This window comes from Mycobacterium sp. PO1, assembly GCF_017312405.1.
GTDB lineage: Bacteria > Actinomycetota > Actinomycetes > Mycobacteriales > Mycobacteriaceae > Mycobacterium.
The window spans coordinates 32,982-50,186 of the sequence record NZ_BLTG01000052.1 but is presented as its reverse complement, the minus strand read 5'-3'; the positions used below and the strand labels follow the sequence as shown (position 1 = coordinate 50,186).

15 protein-coding genes are annotated in these 17,205 nt (G+C 69.7%); 10 read left to right on the top strand and 5 right to left on the bottom strand.

Annotation, left to right across the window (positions count from 1 at the left end; all coding sequences use genetic code 11):
- Positions 1 to 21 precede the first annotated feature (21 nt).
- Positions 22 to 591 (bottom strand): carboxymuconolactone decarboxylase family protein, encoded by a 570-nt coding sequence (locus J3476_RS18295; RefSeq protein ID WP_207067813.1) that lies wholly within the window; start codon positions 589 to 591, stop codon positions 22 to 24.
- A gap of 129 nt (positions 592 to 720) precedes the next feature.
- On the opposite strand from J3476_RS18295, the gene J3476_RS18290 reads away from it, so the two are divergent.
- The 6 genes from J3476_RS18290 (at position 721) to J3476_RS18265 (ending at position 9,161) form a co-directional block, all read left to right on the top strand.
- Entirely contained in the window at positions 721 to 2,919 is a 2,199-nt protein-coding gene (locus J3476_RS18290; protein WP_207067851.1) for an MMPL family transporter, read from the top strand.
- Between the two features lie 114 nt (positions 2,920 to 3,033).
- Complete coding sequence (locus J3476_RS18285; protein ID WP_207067812.1) at positions 3,034 to 4,122, top strand: polyprenyl synthetase family protein; 1,089 nt, start codon at positions 3,034 to 3,036, stop codon at positions 4,120 to 4,122.
- Positions 4,122 to 5,630: a phytoene desaturase family protein gene (crtI, locus tag J3476_RS18280; protein WP_207067811.1), complete on the top strand. Its 1,509-nt coding sequence runs from the start codon at positions 4,122 to 4,124 to the stop codon at positions 5,628 to 5,630. Before J3476_RS18285 ends, crtI begins: the two co-directional genes overlap by 1 nt.
- Entirely contained in the window at positions 5,627 to 6,571 is a 945-nt protein-coding gene (locus tag J3476_RS18275) for a phytoene/squalene synthase family protein (RefSeq protein ID WP_207067810.1), read from the top strand. The genes crtI and J3476_RS18275 overlap by 4 nt, the downstream gene beginning before the upstream one ends.
- Positions 6,572 to 6,615: 44 nt before the next feature.
- Positions 6,616 to 8,163 (top strand): FAD-dependent oxidoreductase, encoded by a 1,548-nt coding sequence (locus tag J3476_RS18270; RefSeq protein ID WP_373889092.1) that lies wholly within the window; start codon positions 6,616 to 6,618, stop codon positions 8,161 to 8,163.
- Positions 8,160 to 9,161 carry a DUF5914 domain-containing protein gene (locus J3476_RS18265; RefSeq protein ID WP_207067809.1) on the top strand — a complete coding sequence of 334 codons (1,002 nt, stop codon included), beginning with the start codon at positions 8,160 to 8,162 and terminating at the stop codon, positions 9,159 to 9,161. Before J3476_RS18270 ends, J3476_RS18265 begins: the two co-directional genes overlap by 4 nt.
- A 48-nt stretch (positions 9,162 to 9,209) precedes the next feature.
- Here J3476_RS18265 and idi read toward each other — a convergent pair whose 3' ends face one another.
- The gene (idi, locus tag J3476_RS18260; protein WP_207067808.1) at positions 9,210 to 9,755 is read right to left on the bottom strand and encodes an isopentenyl-diphosphate Delta-isomerase; all 546 of its coding nucleotides are present in this window, start codon (positions 9,753 to 9,755) and stop codon (positions 9,210 to 9,212) included.
- A 104-nt stretch (positions 9,756 to 9,859) separates the two neighbouring features.
- On the opposite strand from idi, the gene J3476_RS18255 reads away from it, so the two are divergent.
- Complete coding sequence (locus tag J3476_RS18255) at positions 9,860 to 11,071, top strand: glycosyltransferase (RefSeq protein WP_207067849.1); 1,212 nt, start codon at positions 9,860 to 9,862, stop codon at positions 11,069 to 11,071.
- A gap of 100 nt (positions 11,072 to 11,171) precedes the next feature.
- Positions 11,172 to 12,365: an AI-2E family transporter gene (locus J3476_RS18250; RefSeq protein WP_207067807.1), complete on the top strand. Its 1,194-nt coding sequence runs from the start codon at positions 11,172 to 11,174 to the stop codon at positions 12,363 to 12,365.
- Between the two features lie 7 nt (positions 12,366 to 12,372).
- Here the strand turns inward: J3476_RS18250 and J3476_RS18245 are convergent, their stop codons facing one another.
- Positions 12,373 to 12,876, bottom strand: coding sequence for a CGNR zinc finger domain-containing protein (locus J3476_RS18245; protein ID WP_207067806.1), 504 nt, complete (start codon positions 12,874 to 12,876; stop codon positions 12,373 to 12,375).
- An 85-nt stretch (positions 12,877 to 12,961) separates the two neighbouring features.
- Here J3476_RS18245 and J3476_RS18240 point away from each other — a divergent pair, with 85 nt between their 5' ends.
- Both J3476_RS18240 and J3476_RS18235 read left to right on the top strand, forming a co-directional pair.
- Positions 12,962 to 13,825, top strand: a complete 864-nt coding sequence (locus J3476_RS18240) for an alpha/beta fold hydrolase (RefSeq protein ID WP_207067805.1) — start codon at positions 12,962 to 12,964, stop codon at positions 13,823 to 13,825.
- A gap of 71 nt (positions 13,826 to 13,896) precedes the next feature.
- Positions 13,897 to 14,655 carry a MerR family transcriptional regulator gene (locus tag J3476_RS18235; protein WP_207067848.1) on the top strand — a complete coding sequence of 253 codons (759 nt, stop codon included), beginning with the start codon at positions 13,897 to 13,899 and terminating at the stop codon, positions 14,653 to 14,655.
- A gap of 6 nt (positions 14,656 to 14,661) precedes the next feature.
- On the opposite strand, the gene J3476_RS18230 is transcribed toward J3476_RS18235, so the two are convergent.
- Positions 14,662 to 15,441, bottom strand: a complete 780-nt coding sequence (locus J3476_RS18230; protein ID WP_163673331.1) for a succinate dehydrogenase iron-sulfur subunit — start codon at positions 15,439 to 15,441, stop codon at positions 14,662 to 14,664.
- 4 nt (positions 15,442 to 15,445) lie between these two features.
- Positions 15,446 to 17,200, bottom strand: a complete 1,755-nt coding sequence (gene sdhA, locus J3476_RS18225) for a succinate dehydrogenase flavoprotein subunit (protein WP_207067804.1) — start codon at positions 17,198 to 17,200, stop codon at positions 15,446 to 15,448.
- Positions 17,201 to 17,205: the final 5 nt, after the last annotated feature.

Genomic DNA, 17,205 nt, shown 5'->3' with positions numbered 1-17,205 from the left:
AAGTCGCCATGCGGTTGGGGCTCAGTGCCACGGCACCCGGCAGGCGTCCCCGGAGTTGAACCCCTGCTCGGCGATGCCCAGCGCGGTGTTCATCCGGGCCCGCATGTTCTCCACACCGATCTGATACGTCAACTCGATCACCCCGCGCTCGCCGAAGCGATGACGCAGATCGTCGACCTGTCCGTCGGTGACGGTGTGCGGGTCGGCGGTCATCGCATCGGCGTAGGCGATCGCGGCGCGCTCGTCGTCGGAGAAGTGCGACGACGTTGCGTAGTCGTCGATCTCGGTGAGTCGTGTCAGGTCCAGACCTTCCATGCGCATCAGCATCGAGCCGAAGTCCACACACCATCCGCAGCCGATGCGGCGCGCGGTCCAGTACACCGCCAACTCCCGCACGCTTGCCGGCAGGGTGTGTGACGTCCGCTCCAGCAGGGTTTCGTGCACCGCCCCGGCCAGCAGCAGCCCGGGGTGGTGCGCGGTGACGGTGAAAGGTTCGGGCACCTCACCGAAGCGACCGCGGGTTATGCGATACATCAGGCGGGTGATGAGCGAGGCGCGGTCGGGGGACAGGGCGGGGATTCGAGGGGTCATGTCCCTTTGACGGGACAGCCCGCCGGCATGTGACAACGCTGACGCATCCCTGACGAATCCCCTCCCCGGCTTTCCGGCGGGCCGCGCGGTGACGCACTCTGCAGGCAGAAACTGACGTGAGGGTCAACCCTGCTGTATCGGATTGCACTGCTGGCCATTGCCGCGCCTCGTCGAATCGTGGCGGTCGCGGCGATGGTGATGGTTGCCTCGGCCATCTTCGGTATTCCGGTGGCAAGCCAGCTCACCGCGGGTGGGTTCCAGGACCCGACCTCGGAGTCCGCCCGCGCCACCCGGGTGCTCACCGACACCTTCGGCCGCGGGGATCTGCAACTGGTGTTCGCCGTCACCGGGCCCCGTGTACAGGCCGAACCCGTCGGGCGGAGACTCGTCGACCGACTCGAGTCGGACCCGAACGTGGTGCGCGTGGTCTCCGCGTGGACCGCACCCGAGCAGGCGGCGGCGGCCTTGGTCAGCCGCGACGGGCAGACCGGCCTGGTGGTGGCCGAACTGACCGGCGGCGAGGAACGAGCCCCCCGCTACGCCCAGCAGATCGTCGACGAGGTCGAGCCGGCGATCCTGCCCGGCTACCCCGACGTCACTGTGCGCGCCGGCGGCTCGGCGATGGTGTACGCCCAGATCAACGCCCAGACCCAGCGCGACGTCCTGGTGATGGAGGCCATCGCGCTGCCGCTGAGCTTCCTGGTGCTGGTGTGGGTGTTCAAGGGGCTGCTGGCCGCCGCGGTGCCGGTGGCGGTGGGGGCGCTGGCGATCGTCGGTTCGATGGCGGTGTTGCGGCTGGTCGCCCTGGGCACCGATGTGTCGATCTTCGCGCTGAACCTGACCACCGCGCTGGGTCTGGCGCTGGCCATCGACTACACGCTGCTGATCGTCAGCCGCTTCCGCGACGAGGTGGCCGCGGGGGCGCCGCGTGAACAGGCGCTGGTGACGACGATGGTCACCGCGGGCCGGACCGTGCTGTTCTCGGCGTTGACGGTCGCGCTGTCGATGGCGGCGATGGTGCTGTTCCCGATGTATTTCCTGAAATCGTTCGCCTACGCCGGGGTGGCGACCGTGGCGTTGTGTGCGGCCGCCGCGGTGCTGGTGACGCCGGCGGCGATCATGATGCTCGGTGACCGGCTCGACGCACTCGATGTCCGGCGGGTGGTGCGGCGCCGTCCCGACCCCGTCGACGCCCACGAGCGGTTCTGGTATCGGTCGACGAAGTTCGTGACCCGCCGCGCAGTGCTCGTCGCGCTGGCGGGCACGGTGCTGCTGGTGGCGTTGGGCCTGCCGTTCCTGCGCGTGTCCTGGGGGTTGCCCGACGAACGGGTGCTGCCGCGGTCGGCGTCGGCGTATCAGGTCGGCGAGCTGGTGCGCACCGCGTTCCCGGACAACGCCGAGGCCTCGCTGACGGTGGTGGTGCCCGACGCCGGCGGGCTGGCCGCGCAGGACTTCGAGCGCTACGCCACGGCCGCATCCCGCATCGGCGGGGTCACGACGGTCAGCGCCCCGCCGGGCCTCTACGCCGACGGACGCTGGGTCGGTCCGCCCTCGGAGGCGGCCGGGACCGGTGCCGGGGCGGCGTTTTTGACCGTCGGCAGTACCACGGCGCTGTTCACCGATGCCTCGCAGCGCCAACTCGACGCCCTCCGGGCGCTGCCCGGGCCGGGGGGCCGCGACGTCGCGATCACCGGGATCGCGCAGGTCAACCGCGACAGCGTCGCCGCGATCGAACAGCGTCTGCCCGTGGTGCTCGGGGTGATCGCCGCCATCACGCTGGTACTGCTGTTCGTGCTGACCGGCAGTGTCGTGCTGCCGATCAAGGCACTGATCCTCAACATGTTGTCGCTGACCGCGGCGTTCGGAGCGCTGGTGTGGATCTTCCAGGAAGGGCATCTCGGCGCGTTCGGCACCACTCCGACCGGAGCGCTGGTGGCCAACATGCCGGTGCTGCTGTTCTGTATCGCGTTCGGCCTGTCGATGGACTACGAGGTGTTCATCATCGCCCGTATCCGGGAGTTCTGGCTGGCCAGCGGCCGGACCCGGGCCGACAACGACGAGAGCGTGGCGCTGGGGCTGGCCTACACCGGGCGCGTGGTGACCGCGGCCGCGCTGATCATGTCCATTTCGTTCGGCGCCCTGATCGCGGCGCAGGTGTCGTTCATGCGGATGTTCGGCCTCGGCCTGACGCTGGCGGTGCTGGTCGACGCGACGCTGGTGCGGATGGGGCTGTTGCCGGCATACATGGGTCTGATGGGCCGATGGAACTGGTGGGCTCCGCCGGTTTTGAGCAGACTGGTGAGCAGACCGGGAACTTCGCGAAATTAATCCAGGCGTCAACCCATCCGTTCGGGGTACTGCTCCGAATGCAGGTGTGAGCAGCGCAGACCACACAGAAGGAGCGGTCGTTTGAACAGGGGTGATCGACCGGGAGCGCGCCTGATGGCGCCCAACGGCTGGGGCGGGCCATCGCTCGGTCTGGCGACGTGGCGCGAAGAGGTGCGCGACGCGGTGCGCGAGCAGGTCAGCGAGTTCGTGCGCGGCGAGTGCGTGGATCGCCTGGGCGACGCCAACGTGGGTGTGGCCGGGGAACTGCTGTGCAACTTCCTCGAGGGCGGCAAATACGTGCGCTCGACGTTCATGTACCTGGGCTGGCTGTGCGGCGCCGACGAGGACCCCGCCGCGTTGCGCGCCTCGGCCAGCCTGGAGCTGCTGCACGCGTTCGCGCTGATGCAGGACGACGTCATGGACGGTTCGCCGATGCGGCGCTCCCGCCCCGCCGCGCACGTCGTGTTCGCCGGCTGGCACCGCGACCGCGCGATGACCGGATCCCCCGAGCGGTTCGGCGAGTCCGCGGCGATCCTGCTCGGCGATCTGTGCCTGGTGTGGGCCGAGGAGATGCTGCGTCGCAGCGGTGTCGGTGAGCACGCGCTGTCGCGGGTGTGGCCGCGCTACGACGCGATGCGCACCGAGTTGGCGATCGGCCAGTTCTCCGATCTGGTCAACAGCTCCCAGACCTACCCCTGCCTCGACCAGGTGCTCGACGTGCTGCGGCGCAAGTCCGGCAACTACACGGTGCGTCGGCCGCTGGAGATCGGCGCGGCGATGGCCGGCTGCAACCGCGGCGTCATCGACGCGCTGGCCGGCTACGGCGCCGCCATCGGCGAGGCGTTCCAGCTGCGCGACGACATCCTCGGGGTCTTCGGCACGCCGGCCCTGACCGGGAAGTCGGCCGGCACCGACATGGAGGACCGCAAGGCCACCAGCGTCATCGTCGCGGCCTACGAGCTCGCTGACCCGTCGCTGCGCCGCCAGCTCGCCGAGCTGATGGTCGCCCCCGACATCGACGCCGCCGCCGTCGAGCAGTGGCGCAACCTGATCGTCGCCACCGGCGCCGTGCAACGGATCGAGGACCTGATCGCCGACCGGCACGCCGAGGCGCTGAGCCACCTCGACCGCGCCACCATCCCCGACCGACCCCGAGCCGCGCTGGCCGACATGGCCATCGCCTGCACCCAGCGAGCAGCCTGATGCGCACCGTGAACGGAAAGACCGATCGAGTCGTCATCGTCGGGGCCGGGCTGTCCGGCCTGTCGGCAGCACTGCAGCTGGCCGGACGTGGACGCGCCGTCACCGTCGTCGAGCGCGGCGAGCATCCCGGCGGGCGCGTCGGCCGCGCCGACATCTCCGGTTACCGCATCGACACCGGCCCGACGGTGCTGACGATGCCCGACATCATCGACGACGCGTTCGCCGCGGTCGGGCGCTCGCTGGCGGAGTGCCTGCCGATCGACCCGGTCGCCCCCGCCTACCACGCCTCGTTCGCCGACGGCAGCGCGCTGCACGTGCACACCGACGCGACGGCGATGGCCACCGAGATCGAACGGTTCGCCGGCCGCGCCGAGGCCGACGGCTATCTGCGCCTGCGGGACTGGCTGACCAAGCTGTACCGCACCGAGTTCGACGGTTTCATCGGCGCGAATTTCGATTCGCCGCTGTCGCTGCTGACTCCCCAGCTGGCTCGGCTCGTGGCGCTGGGCGGGTTCCGCCGGTGGGAACCGTTGATGCGCAAGTTCCTCAGCGACGAACGGCTGCTGCGGGTGTTCACCTTCCAGGCGCTCTACGCCGGGGTGCCGCCGCAGGGCGCGCTGGCGGTGTACGCGGTGATCGCCTACATGGACACCGTGGCCGGGGTGTACTTCCCGCGCGGCGGTATGCGCGCGCTGCCCGACGCGATGGCCGCCGCCGCAGCTGACGCAGGCGTCGAATTCGTCTATGGGGCAACGGTTTCGGACCTGGAGTTCGCCGGGTCCCGCGTGACGGCCGTGCGTACCGCCGAAGGTCACCGGGTGCCGGCCGACGCGGTGGTGCTGACCATGGAGTTGCCCGACACCTACCGGATGATCGGTCGCACCCCGCGACGGTTGCTGCGACACCGGGCGGCCCCGTCGGCGGTCGTCGCCCACGTCGGTTGCGCGGCAGTCGATCCCGGCGTCGGGCATCACACCATCCTGTTCGGCGAGGCGTGGAAGCAGACCTTCCGCGACATCATCGACGACGGCCGCGCCATGGGTGATCCGTCGCTGTTGGTGACCCGCCCGACCGCCGGTGACCCGTCGCTGGCGCCCACCGGGCGTGACCTGCTCTACGTGCTGGCCCCGGCGCCCAATACCGAGGTCGGCACCGTGGACTGGGATGCCGCGGGACCGGGTTACGTCGACCAGATGCTCAGCGCCGTGCGGGGGCGGATGCCCGGTGTCGCGGAGGACGCCGAGGTGCTGCACGTCGTCACCCCGACCGACTGGGGCCGGCAGGGCATGGCCGCCGGTTCGCCGTTCGCGTTGGCGCACACCTTCGCCCAGACCGGGCCGTTCCGCCCGGCCAACACCGTCCGCGGCATCGACAACGTCGTGCTCGCGGGCTCATCGACGGTCCCCGGAGTCGGGGTTCCGACGGCGATCCTGTCCGGCCGGTTGGCCGCCGACCGGATCACCGGTGTCGTTGCCCCTCGCCCCACATCAGAGGTGAATTGCTCATGATCAGCACCGAGCTCGACGCCGCCGGCGTACGCGAACCGTCGCTGCGCGCGGCGTATCAGCACTGTCGCACCGTGAACGCCCAGCACGGCAAGACGTTCTTCCTGGCCACCCGACTGCTCGCGCCGCGTCAGCGGCCCGCCGTGCACGCGCTGTACGGGTTCGCCCGCGGCGCGGACGACATCCTCGACGACTTCGACGCACGCACCAACGAGGAGCGCGCCGACCAACTCCAGAAGCTGTCCACCCGGCTGTTCAACAGCCTGGTCGAAAACCGTTCCGGTGACGACAATCCGACGTTGACGGCGGTGGTCGACACTGCCCGCAAGTACGACATCGGCTGGGATCTGTTCGACGACTTCCTGGCGTCGATGCGGATGGATCTGACCGTCACCGACTACCCGGACCGCAAGTCGCTCGAGCGTTACATGTACGGCTCGGCCGAGGTGATCGGACTGCAGCTGCTGCCCGTCCTGGGGACGGTCGGCCCCCGCGAGGAAGCCGCCCCGTACGCCGCAGCGCTGGGAAAGGCCTTCCAGCTGACCAACTTCCTGCGCGACATCGACGAAGACCTGTCCCGCGGTCGCGTGTACCTTCCGGCCGACGAGCTGGCCGCCCACGGGGTGGACCGCGACCTGCTCGAGTGGTGCCACACCAACCGGCGCACCGAGCCGAAGGTGCGTGCCGCGCTGGCCGAACAGCACGCCATCACACGTGCGGTCTATGAGCAGGCCCGCCCCGGCATCGACACGCTGGCACCGAGTTCGCGTCCGTGCGTGGCCGCCGCGCTGACGCTGTACTCCGACATCCTGGCGCGCATCGAGGCAATCGATTTCGAGATCTTCGGCCGCCGCGCCACGGTGAGCAAACCGCGGCGGTTGGCGGTCGCGGTGGCGGGCATCGGCAGGGCGTGGGCGAACCGTATCCGGTATGGAAGTGTGTGACGGGTGGATCGCCGGCCGTACCTGATCACGAAGAACGCAGGAGCGTGGCGGTGATCCCGGACGGGGTGGACCGGCACAGGCAGACGCTGCCGGGTTCACCCGGGCCGTCGGCCGTGCCCGCCGGATCGCCGCGCCCGCGGGTGGTCGTCGTCGGCGGTGGCATCGCCGGGCTGGCCGCAGCCACCGGGCTGGCGGAGCGGGGCGTGGCGGTCGACGTCATCGAAGCGCAGAATCACCTGGGCGGACGGGTCGGCGGCTGGCCCGACACCCTCGCCGACGGGTCTCCGGCGGCGATGAACCGGGGCTTTCACGCGTTTTTCCGGCAGTACTACAACCTGCGGGCCCTGTTGCGGCGCACCGACGCCGGCCTCACCGCACTGAGCCCGGTCGACGACTATCCGTTGATCGACGGGCAGGGACGCGTCGACACGTTCCGCGGGCTGCCCACCGCACCCCCGTGGAACGCGTTGGTGTTCGCGTTGCGCAGTCCCACCTTCCGGCTGCGGGACCTGCTGTCGCTCGACGCCAAGGCCGCCGCACCGTTGGCGGCGGTGTCGGTGCCGCAGACCTATGAGTTGCTCGACGACCGCGATGCGGCAACGTTCCTGCGCGACATCAACTTCCCCGAGGCGGCGCGCCATCTCGCGTTCGAGGTGTTCGCCCGCAGCTTCTTCGCGCGGCCCGAGGCGTTGTCGGCGGGCGAGTTGGTCACGATGTTCCACATCTACTTCCTCGGTTCCAGCGAGGGGCTGATCTTCGACGTCGCGAACGCCAACTTCGATGTGGCGCTGTGGAATCCGATGAAGGCCTATTTGCAGGACCGTGGGGTGGAGTTTCACACCGGGGTCCGGGTCGACACCGTGGCCACGAACGACACCGTGGTGGTGACGAGTACGACCGGCCGCTCGTTCAGCGCCGACGCGGTGGTGTTGGCCACCGACGTGCCGGGACTGCGCCGCATCGTGGCCGCCTCGCCGGGCCTGGGTGATGCGCAGTGGCGCGACCGCGTCGCGGCCCTGCAGACCGCGCCGCCGTTCGTGGTGCTGCGATTGTGGCTGGATCGGCCGGTCCGCGCCGATCGTGCCCCGTTTGTCGGGACAGGAGGCCGTGAACCGCTGGACAATGTCAGTGTGGTCAGTCGCTATGAAGCCCAGGCCCGTCAGTGGGCCGCGCGCACCGGCGGCTCGGTGGTCGAGCTGCACGCCTATTCGGTGTCCGACGAGGACGGCGACGACATGGTGCGTGAGGCGCTGTTGAAACGCATGTGCGAGCTGTATCCGGAAACGGTCGACGCGACGATCGTCGACGAGCGGTTGCTGCGCCGCGCCGACTGCCCCCGCTTCGCGCCCGGCGACTTCGCCGACCGGCCCACGGTGACCACCCCCGACCCGCGGGTGGTGTTGGCCGGAGACGGGATTCGCATCGATCTTCCGGTGGCGTTGATGGAGCGCGCGGCGACGACCGGGTGGAGTGCCGCCAACCAGCTGCTCGGCGGCTTCGGGCTGGCCGGGCATCCGCTGCAGACCGTGCCCAACCGGGGCCGCTCGACGCTGCTGCGACGACTGGCCGGTTCGACGACGGGGGCGAGATGAGCACGGGAATCGGGTGGCGTGAGCGGCTGAAGAAGGCGTGGCCGTTCGAGATTCTCGCGCCTGCGGAGTGGGCGGCCCAGACACCGACCTGGCAGGACGCGAACCCGGCGGTCATCCGCGCGGCGCTGGCGCGCGCCCAGCGCCGACCGGGCGGCAACTGGTTCGTCTTCGCGGCGAGTTTGTCGATCGGCGACAAGCCGTTCGGGACCTCGGTGGCCGGCCACGAAGTGGTGGCCTGGCGCAAACCCGACGGCACGCTGGTGGTGGCTCCGCGCGCCTGCCCGCACCTCGGTGCCGACTTGGCCTCGGCGCCGGTGGACTGCGGCGAGCTGGTGTGTCCGTGGCACGGGTTGCGGCTCGGTCAGCGTCGGCACGGCACCTGGAAGCCGTTCACCGCCCACGACGACGGCGTGCTGTGCTGGGTCCGCCTCGACGACACCGCCGAGGTCACCCCGGCCGAGGTGCCGGTGGTTCCGCCCCGCCCCGAGCAGCCCAGGATCGCGGCCGTCACCCGACTCGACGGGGTCTGCGAACCGCAGGACATCGTCGCCAACAGGCTCGACCCCTGGCACGGCGGCTGGTTCCATCCCTACTCGTTCACCAAGTTGCGGGTGCTCAGCGCCCCGCCGATCGACACCGAGCTTCCCGAGCAACTCGACAAGTTCGTCGTCGAGGTGACCTTCCGGATCGGGCGGCTCGGGGTACCCGTCATCGCCGAGTTCACCACGCCCGGACCACGCACGGTCGTCATGCGCATCGTCGAGGGCGAGGGGCTGGGCAGCGTCGTCGAGACGCACGCCACCCCTGTCGACGTCGGCCTCGACGGTCGGCCGCGGACCGCGGTGATCGAGGCGGTGATCGCCCACTCCGATCGGCCCCACTTCGGCAAGGGCATGGTCGCGGCGCCGCTGATCCGGCCGGCGATGAAACAGGCCGCGACGCGGCTGTGGCGCGACGACCTGGCGTACGCCGAGCGGCTCTACCAGCTCCGGTCCTAGCCGCTGCTCAGGTCATCACGACAGCTCAGGTCCTCCCCAGCTCAGGTTTCAACGATGATGTCCCACACCCTCCGCGTCGAGCAGGGGAACCTGTTTGGCCGCCCACGGGCTGATCGCCCAGCCGAACTCGGCGGCTGCCCGCAGCTGCTGCCACGGAACCCAGGTGTAGTCCATGATCTCGTCGCGGTCGGCGCGCACCGGCCCGACGGCGCGCGCGCTGAACACCGGGCACACCTCGTTCTCGACGACGCCGTCGGCGGCGATCGCGACGTAGCGGAAGTCGGGCAGCACGCAGCGCAGATCGGTGATCTCGACGCCGAGTTCCTCCCGCACCCGCCGGGCCACCGCATCGGCCATCGCCTCGCCGGGAGCGGGGTGCCCGCAGCAGGAGTTCGTCCAGATGCCGGGGAACGTCTTCTTGTGCAGCGCGCGGCGGGTCAGCAGCACCGAGCCGGCGTCGTCGAACAGATAGCAGGAGAACGCCAGATGCAGCGGCGTGGCGGTGTGGTGGACGTCGGCCTTGGGCGCCGAGCCGATCGTGCGGCCCTCGTCGTCGAGCAGGACCACCAGCTCCGGGGTGTCTACGGCTGTCATGTCAGGCATTCGTCACTGGATACCCACCGGATGGGTTCGCGATGCCGGCGTGTCCGCGCGCGCCCGCCGCGACTGCCCACGCCGACGTCACCGGGGCGGGTGCGATGGCGGTAGTGCTGGCCTACACCCCGCCCGCGTTCGGGCATCTGTTCCCGTTCTGCGCCCTGCTGACGGAGATGGCGGGGCGCGGTCACGAGATCCACGTCCGGACGCTGGCCGCCGGGGTGGACATGTGCCGAGGTCTGGGCTTCAAGGCCGCCCCCGTCGACGCTCGCCTCGAGGACCTGCAGCCCTCCGGTGCGGCGGGTGTCCTGGCGTCGGCCAGCAAGACGGTGCGCGAGCTGGCCGAACGCGCGGCGGCGGAGGTCGGGGATTTCCAGCGCGCGGTGCGGGCGACCGACCCGGACCTGATCATCGTCGACGCGAACTGCTGGGGAGCCCTCTCTGCGGCGGAGGCCCAGTCGCGGCCGTGGACGGCGTTGTCGCCGTTCGTGCCGTACCTGCGCAGCCCCGGTTCTCCGCCGTTCGGCGCCGGCAAGCGTCCGCTGCCCGGGCGGTGGGGCCGCGTGCGGGACTGGGGCGTCGGCACCGTCACCGGGGTCGTCTTCGATCGGCCGTTCCGCACAGGCATGGCCCCGGTGCGCGCGGGGCTGGGCCTTGCCGCGGTGGACAGCGCCGATGCGCTGTTGCGGCGCGCGCCGCTGCTGTTGGTCACCACGGGCAAGCCGTTCGAGTATCCCCACACCGACTGGGGGGATTCGGTGGAGTTGATCGGTCCCGCAGAATTCGACCCTCGGGCGGATCGTCCTGGCTGGCTCGGCGAGATCGACGAGCCGGTGGTGTTGGTGACCACCTCGTCGGTGCGGCAGGCCGACGAGGCGCTCGTCGATGCCGCGGTGGCGGCGCTGCGCGACGAACCGGTGCACATCGTGGCGACGCGGCCGGCCGACGAGGACGCCGAGGTGTTTCGCCGTCCCGGTGTGACGATGGCTCGGTTCGTGCCGCACTCGTTGGTCCTCGAACGGGCGGTCTGCGTCGTCACCCACGGCGGTATGGGAATCACCCAGAAGGCGTTGAGTCGCGGAATCCCTGTCTGCGCAGTGCCGTTCGGTCGCGATCAGTTCGAGGTGGCGCGCCGGGTGGAGGTCGCCGGGTGCGGCACCCGGTTGCCGGCGCGCCGGTTGACCGTGCCCCGGCTGCGTTCGGCGGTGCGCACCGCGATGACGATGACCGACGGCGCCGCCGCCGTCGCGGCGGGATTCGCCGCGACAGGCGGTGTGCGCCGGGGCGCCGACCTGCTCGAAAGTCGGCTCTAGTCGGCTCTAGTCGGCGAATCGGGCGCGCTATCGGCCGCGGGTGACGCGTTTCGCGCCGGATTCGCGGTGACGTGGGTGCGCGGTGGGTAAGAAGAGGGGCGTGAACGAGGAAACGACGCAAGGTCGTGATCGTGGGTCGGTGTACGCCGTGCATCTACGCTCCAGTGCGGTCGTCGCCGTGCAGTTCGTCGCCGTCGCCGCGGCGCTGTGGGTGTTGGCCTGGGTGGTGGGGGAGACGTGGGTGATCCTGCTGCCGGTGTTGCTGGCGTTGATCGCGTGCACCGTGCTGTGGCCGCCGGTGCGCTGGCTGCGTAGCAAGGGCCTGCCGCCGGCGGCGGCGGTGATGGCGACGCTGCTGCTGGCCGTCCTCGTGGTCGCCGGGGTGATCGCGGCCGTGGCCCCGGCGGTGGTGGAGCAGTCCACCGAGCTCGCCCAACAGGCCTCCGCCGGTGTCGTCAAGGTCCGCGACTGGCTCGGCGGCCCGCCGCTGAACATCAGTGAATCCCAACTCAATTCGGCGGTGTCGGCGATCACCGATCGGCTCAACTCGAGCGGGACCCAGATCGCCACCGGGGTGTTCTCCGGGGTGGGCGCTGCGACGTCGGCGCTCGTCACCGTGTTCACCGCGATCGTGGTGACCTTCTTCTTCCTCAAGGACGGGCCGCGGTTCCTGCCGTGGCTGCGTCGCCATGTCGGCCGTCCGGCCGGGCCGCATCTGGCGGGGGTGTCCGAGCGGGTGTGGTCCACCCTAGGCGGATTCATCCGCACCCAGGCGGTGGTCAGCCTCATCGACGCGGTGCTGATCGGCATCGGTCTGGTCATCGTGGGGGTGCCGCTGGCCTACGCCCTGGCGATCATCACGTTCATCGGCGGCTTCGTGCCGATCGTCGGCGCGTTCGTCGCCGGCGGCCTGTCGGTGTTGATCGCGCTGGTGTCCAACGGTCCGGTCGACGCCCTCATCGTGCTGGGCATCATCGTCGCGGTGCAGCAGCTGGAGGGCAACGTGTTGCAGCCCTGGCTGCAGTCGAAGTCGATGAACCTGCACGCGGTGATCGTCCTGCTGGCGGTCACCCTGGGGGCGTCGACGTTCGGGGTGATCGGGGCGTTCCTGGCCGTTCCGGTGGCCGCCGCGGCAGCCGAGATCATCCGCTACTACGGCGAGCACGTGTCCGGGCTGACCGGCGACGGGGCCGAACCCGACGCCGACTCCGAAGCAGAAGCCGGCCCCGAATCCGACGCTGGGGCCGAGCCGGACAGCGAGGACGACGCGGACGCCGCGGCGGAGGTGCCCTGACCGTCGATCAGGCGCGGGTGCGCTGATAGTGCCTGCGGGCCTTCATCCTGTTGCCGCAGACGGCCATCGAGCACCAGCGCGCGTTGTTGGGTCTGCTGCGGTCGAGCAGGAACAGATGACACGCGGTGTTGGCGCACGGCCGGAGCCGGCCCGGATGGCTGATGCGCAGGCCGTCCCAGGCCAGCGCCATGCGCGCCGCCGTGTCGGCGCCGCTCACCTGCCACGTCACTCCGCTGTCGTGCACCACCGGGCGCAGGTCGACTCCGGACAGGAAGGGTGCCAACAGTTCGGGTGAGGCGCCGTCTCGGACCACCGCGTGCAGCGCCGCGCGCACCCGGATCAGGGCGTCGCGTTCGGCTGGTTCCAGGGCGAGGCCGCGCGCGGCCAGCCACGCCTCGGCGTCGTGAGGGTCGGCGAGGTCGTCGGTCGGGACACCGTCGATGACGGGGGTGGTGTTCAACAGGTCCAGCAGCAGCGCCTCGTCGTCGGTGCCGGTGACGCACAACTCCATCGCTAACCTCCAAACGTCTCTTGACAGGTTACATGCTTTCCGGTTGACTGCGGCTAACCAGCAAAACAGCGATTAGGAGTTAGTTATGTCGGCCGTTCATCATCGCTACGCCACCGTCGCCGGTCGCGCAGTCTTCTACCGGGAGGCCGGCCCCGCCGACGCCCCCGTCATCGTCCTGCTGCACGGCTTCCCGACCAGCTCGTTCATGTTCCGCAACCTCATCCCGGAACTGGCCGACCAGTACCGGGTGATCGCGCCGGACTTCCTCGGTTTCGGCTATTCGGACGCACCCCCGGTCGAGGAGTTCGACTACACCTTCGACGCGCTGGCCGATCACACCGCGGGCCTGCTCGCACAGCTCGGAGTCGACCGGTACGCGATCTATGTCCAGGACTACGGAGCGCCGGTCGGGTGGCGGCTGGCGCTGCGCGACCCGGCGGCGATCACGGCGATCGTCACCCAGAACGGCAACGGCTACGACGCCGGCTTCGTCCCCGAAGGTTGGCAGCCGGTATGGGCCTACCAGCGGGAACAGAACCCCGAGACGGCCGCCGCGCTGCGCGAGTTCCTGTCGTTCGAGGCGACCCGGCACCAGTACCTCGCCGGCGTGCCCGACCCCAGCGTGGTCAGCCCCGACACCTGGCATCACGACTACGCGCTGCTGTCGCGGCCGGGCAATGACGCCGTCCAGCTGAAACTCTTCCTGGACTACGCGAGCAATCCCACGCTGTACCCCAAGCTGCACGACTACCTGCGCGCCAGCGGAGTGCCCGTGCTCGCGGTGTGGGGTGACGGGGACCCGTTCTTCGGCCCGGACGGCGCGCGGGCGTTCGCCGAGGACGCCGTGGACCCCGAGATCCACCTGTTCGAGGGCGGCCATTTTCTGCTGGAGAGCGCGCTGCCGGAGGTGACCGAGCTGATGCGCGACTTCCTGGTCCGCCGGGGATGAGTCACGATTGACGCCTTGACCCTCACGTGGCGTCAGGCGCCACCCTGATCGACATGACGCAGGAGAAGCAGGTGGACGAGCTCACGGTGGGTGAGGTCGCGGAGCGCTTCGGCATCACCGTCCGCACGCTTCACCACTACGACGACATCGGGTTGCTGACCGCGAGCCGGCGAACGGCCTCGGGTTACCGGGTCTACACGTCGGCAGACCTCACCCGCTTGTCCCAGATCATCATCTACCGCAGGCTCGAGTTCCCGCTCGACGAGATTGCGAGCCTGCTGGCAGAAGGGGACGAGGTCAGCCACCTGATTCGGCAGCGCGAACGCGTCATGTCCCGGCTCGACGAGATGGCCACACTCGTCGAGGCAATCGATCAGGCATTGGAGAAGGCGATGACGAACACCCCCATGACCGACGCCGACATGCGTGAGCTGTTCGGTCCCGGCTTCGACGACTATCAGGCCGAGGCCGAGCAGAAGTGGGGCGAGACCGACGCCTGGCAGGAGTCGCAACGCCGGGCCAAGTCCTACGGCAAAGCCGAATGGGTCCGGATCAAGGCCGAGGGCGAAGCCGTCGAAAAGGCGCTGGCCGACGCGTTCCGGGCCGGGCTACCCGCCGACTCGGCCGAGGCGATGGACGCCGCCGAGCAGCACCGCCTGCAGGTGAATCGATGGTTCTACGACTGCCCGCCGGCGTTTCACCGCAACCTGGGCGACATGTACGTCAGCGACCCGAGATACGTCGAGACCTACGACGAGACGTTCGGACTGCCCGGGCTCGCGGCCTACTGCCGCGACGCGATCCACGCGAACGCGGACCGCCTCGCCTGATGCGCCCTAGCGGGCGAACATCAACGCGCGCTTGACTTCCTGGATCGCCTTCGTGACCTGGATACCGCGCGGGCAGGACTCCGTGCAGTTGAACGTCGTGCGGCAGCGCCACACCCCGTCGACGTCGTTGAGGATGTCCAGCCGCTCGGCGGCACCCTCGTCACGCGAGTCGAAGATGAACCGGTGGGCGTTGACGATCGCCGCCGGGCCGAAGTAGGAGCCCTCGGTCCAGTACACCGGGCAGCTGGTGGTGCAGCACGCACACAGGATGCACTTGGTGGTGTCGTCGTAGCGGGCCCGGTCGGTCTGGCTCTGGATGCGCTCGCGGGTCGGCTGGTTGCCGGTGGTGATCAGGTACGGCTTGATCGCGCGGTAGGCGTCGAAGAACGGCTCCATGTCGACGACCAGATCCTTTTCCACGGGCAGACCGCGGATCGGCTCGATCGTGATGGTGAGCTGTTTGTTCGGGTTCTTGGGCAGCATGTCGCGCATCAGCACCTTGCACGCCAGCCGGTTGACGCCGTTGATGCGCATCGCATCCGAGCCGCACACCCCGTGCGCGCAGGAGCGGCGGAAGGTCAGCGTGCCGTCCAGATACCACTTGGCGTAGTGCAGCAGGTTCAGCAGCCGGTCGGTGGGCAGGCACGGCACCCGGAAGCTCTGGAAGCCGGCGGCATCCGGGTCCTCGGGGTTGAACCGCGCGATCTTCAGCGTCACCATCACCGCGCCCTCGGGCACGGGTGGCAGTTCGGGATCCTTCGTCTCGACCTCGGGAGCGATAGTCATCTTCTCAGTACTTCCGTTCCATCGGCTCGTAGCGTGTCTGCACGACGGGCTTGTAGTCCAGGCGGATGTCGGCCAGCAGGCCCTCGCCGGCCTTGTAGGCCATGGTGTGGCGCATGTAGTTGGTGTCGTCGCGGTTCGGGTAGTCCTCGCGGGCGTGCCCGCCGCGAGACTCCTTGCGGTTCAACGCCCCGGCGACGGTGACCTCGGCCAGCTCCAGCAGGAAGCCCAGCTCGATCGCCTCGAGCAGGTCGCTGTTGTAGCGCTTGCCCTTGTCGTGCACCGTGATTCGCGAATACCGCTCCTTCAGCGCGTGAATGTCGGTCAGCGCCTGCTTGAGGGTCTCCTCGGTGCGGAACACCGCGGCGTTGTTGTCCATCGACTGCTGCAGCGCTCCGCGGATGTCGGCGACGCGCTCGTTGCCGTGGTCGGACAGGATGTCGCCCACCCAACCGGCCACCATGCCGGCCGGGTTCTCCGGCAGCTCGACGAAGTCGTGGCCCAGCGCGTAGTTCGCCGCGGCGATGCCCGCGCGACGGCCGAAGACGTTGATGTCCAGCAGCGAGTTGGTGCCCAGCCGGTTGGCGCCGTGCACCGACACACACGCGCACTCGCCGGCGGCGTAGAGGCCCGGCACGACGGTGGTGTTGTCGGAGAGCACCTGGCCGTTGACCGTCGTCGGGATGCCGCCCATCACGTAGTGGCAGGTGGGGTAGACCGGCACGAGCTCCTTGACCGGGTCCACCCCGAGGTAGGTGCGGGCGAACTCGGTGATGTCGGGCAGCTTGGATTCGAGCACGTCCTCGCCGAGGTGGCGCACGTCGATGTAGACGTAGTCCTTGTTGGGTCCGGCGCCTCGGCCCTCGAGGACCTCGAGGACCATGGAGCGCGCGACGATGTCGCGCGGGGCCAGGTCGACGATCGTCGGCGCGTAGCGTTCCATGAACCGCTCGCCGTCGCCGTTGAGCAGTCGGCCCCCCTCGCCGCGCACGGCCTCGGAGATCAGGATGCCCAGCCCGGCCAGACCGGTCGGGTGGAACTGGTGGAACTCCATGTCCTCCAGCGGAAGTCCCTTGCGGAAGATGATGCCCAGGCCGTCGCCGGTCAGCGTGTGCGCGTTGGAGGTGGTCTTGTACATCCGGCCCGAACCGCCGGTGGCGAACACGATCGCCTTGGCGTGGAAGACGTGGATGTCCCCGGTCGCCAGCTCGTAAGCGATGACACCGGTGGCCACCGGGCCCGACGGGGTCTGGGTCATGGCGATGTCGAGGGCGTAGTACTCGTTGAAGAACTCGACGTCGTGTTTGACGCAGTTCTGGTACAGCGTCTGCAGGATCATGTGGCCGGTGCGGTCGGCGGCGTAGCACGCGCGCCGGACCGGCGCCTTGCCGTGGTCGCGGGTGTGCCCGCCGAACCGGCGCTGGTCGATGCGACCCTCAGGGGTGCGGTTGAACGGCATCCCCATCTTCTCCAGGTCGAGCACCGCGTCGATGGCCTCCTTGGCCATGATCTCGACCGCGTCCTGGTCGGCGAGGTAATCGCCGCCCTTGACGGTGTCGAAAGTGTGCCACTCCCAGTTGTCTTCCTCGACGTTGGCCAGTGCGGCGCACATCCCGCCCTGGGCGGCGCCGGTGTGGGACCGGGTCGGGTAGAGCTTGGTCAGCACCGCGGTCCGCGCCCGCGGACCGGCCTCGACGGCGGCACGCATGCCCGCGCCGCCCGCGCCGACGATGACGACGTCGTGGCGATGTTCAACGATCATGGTTT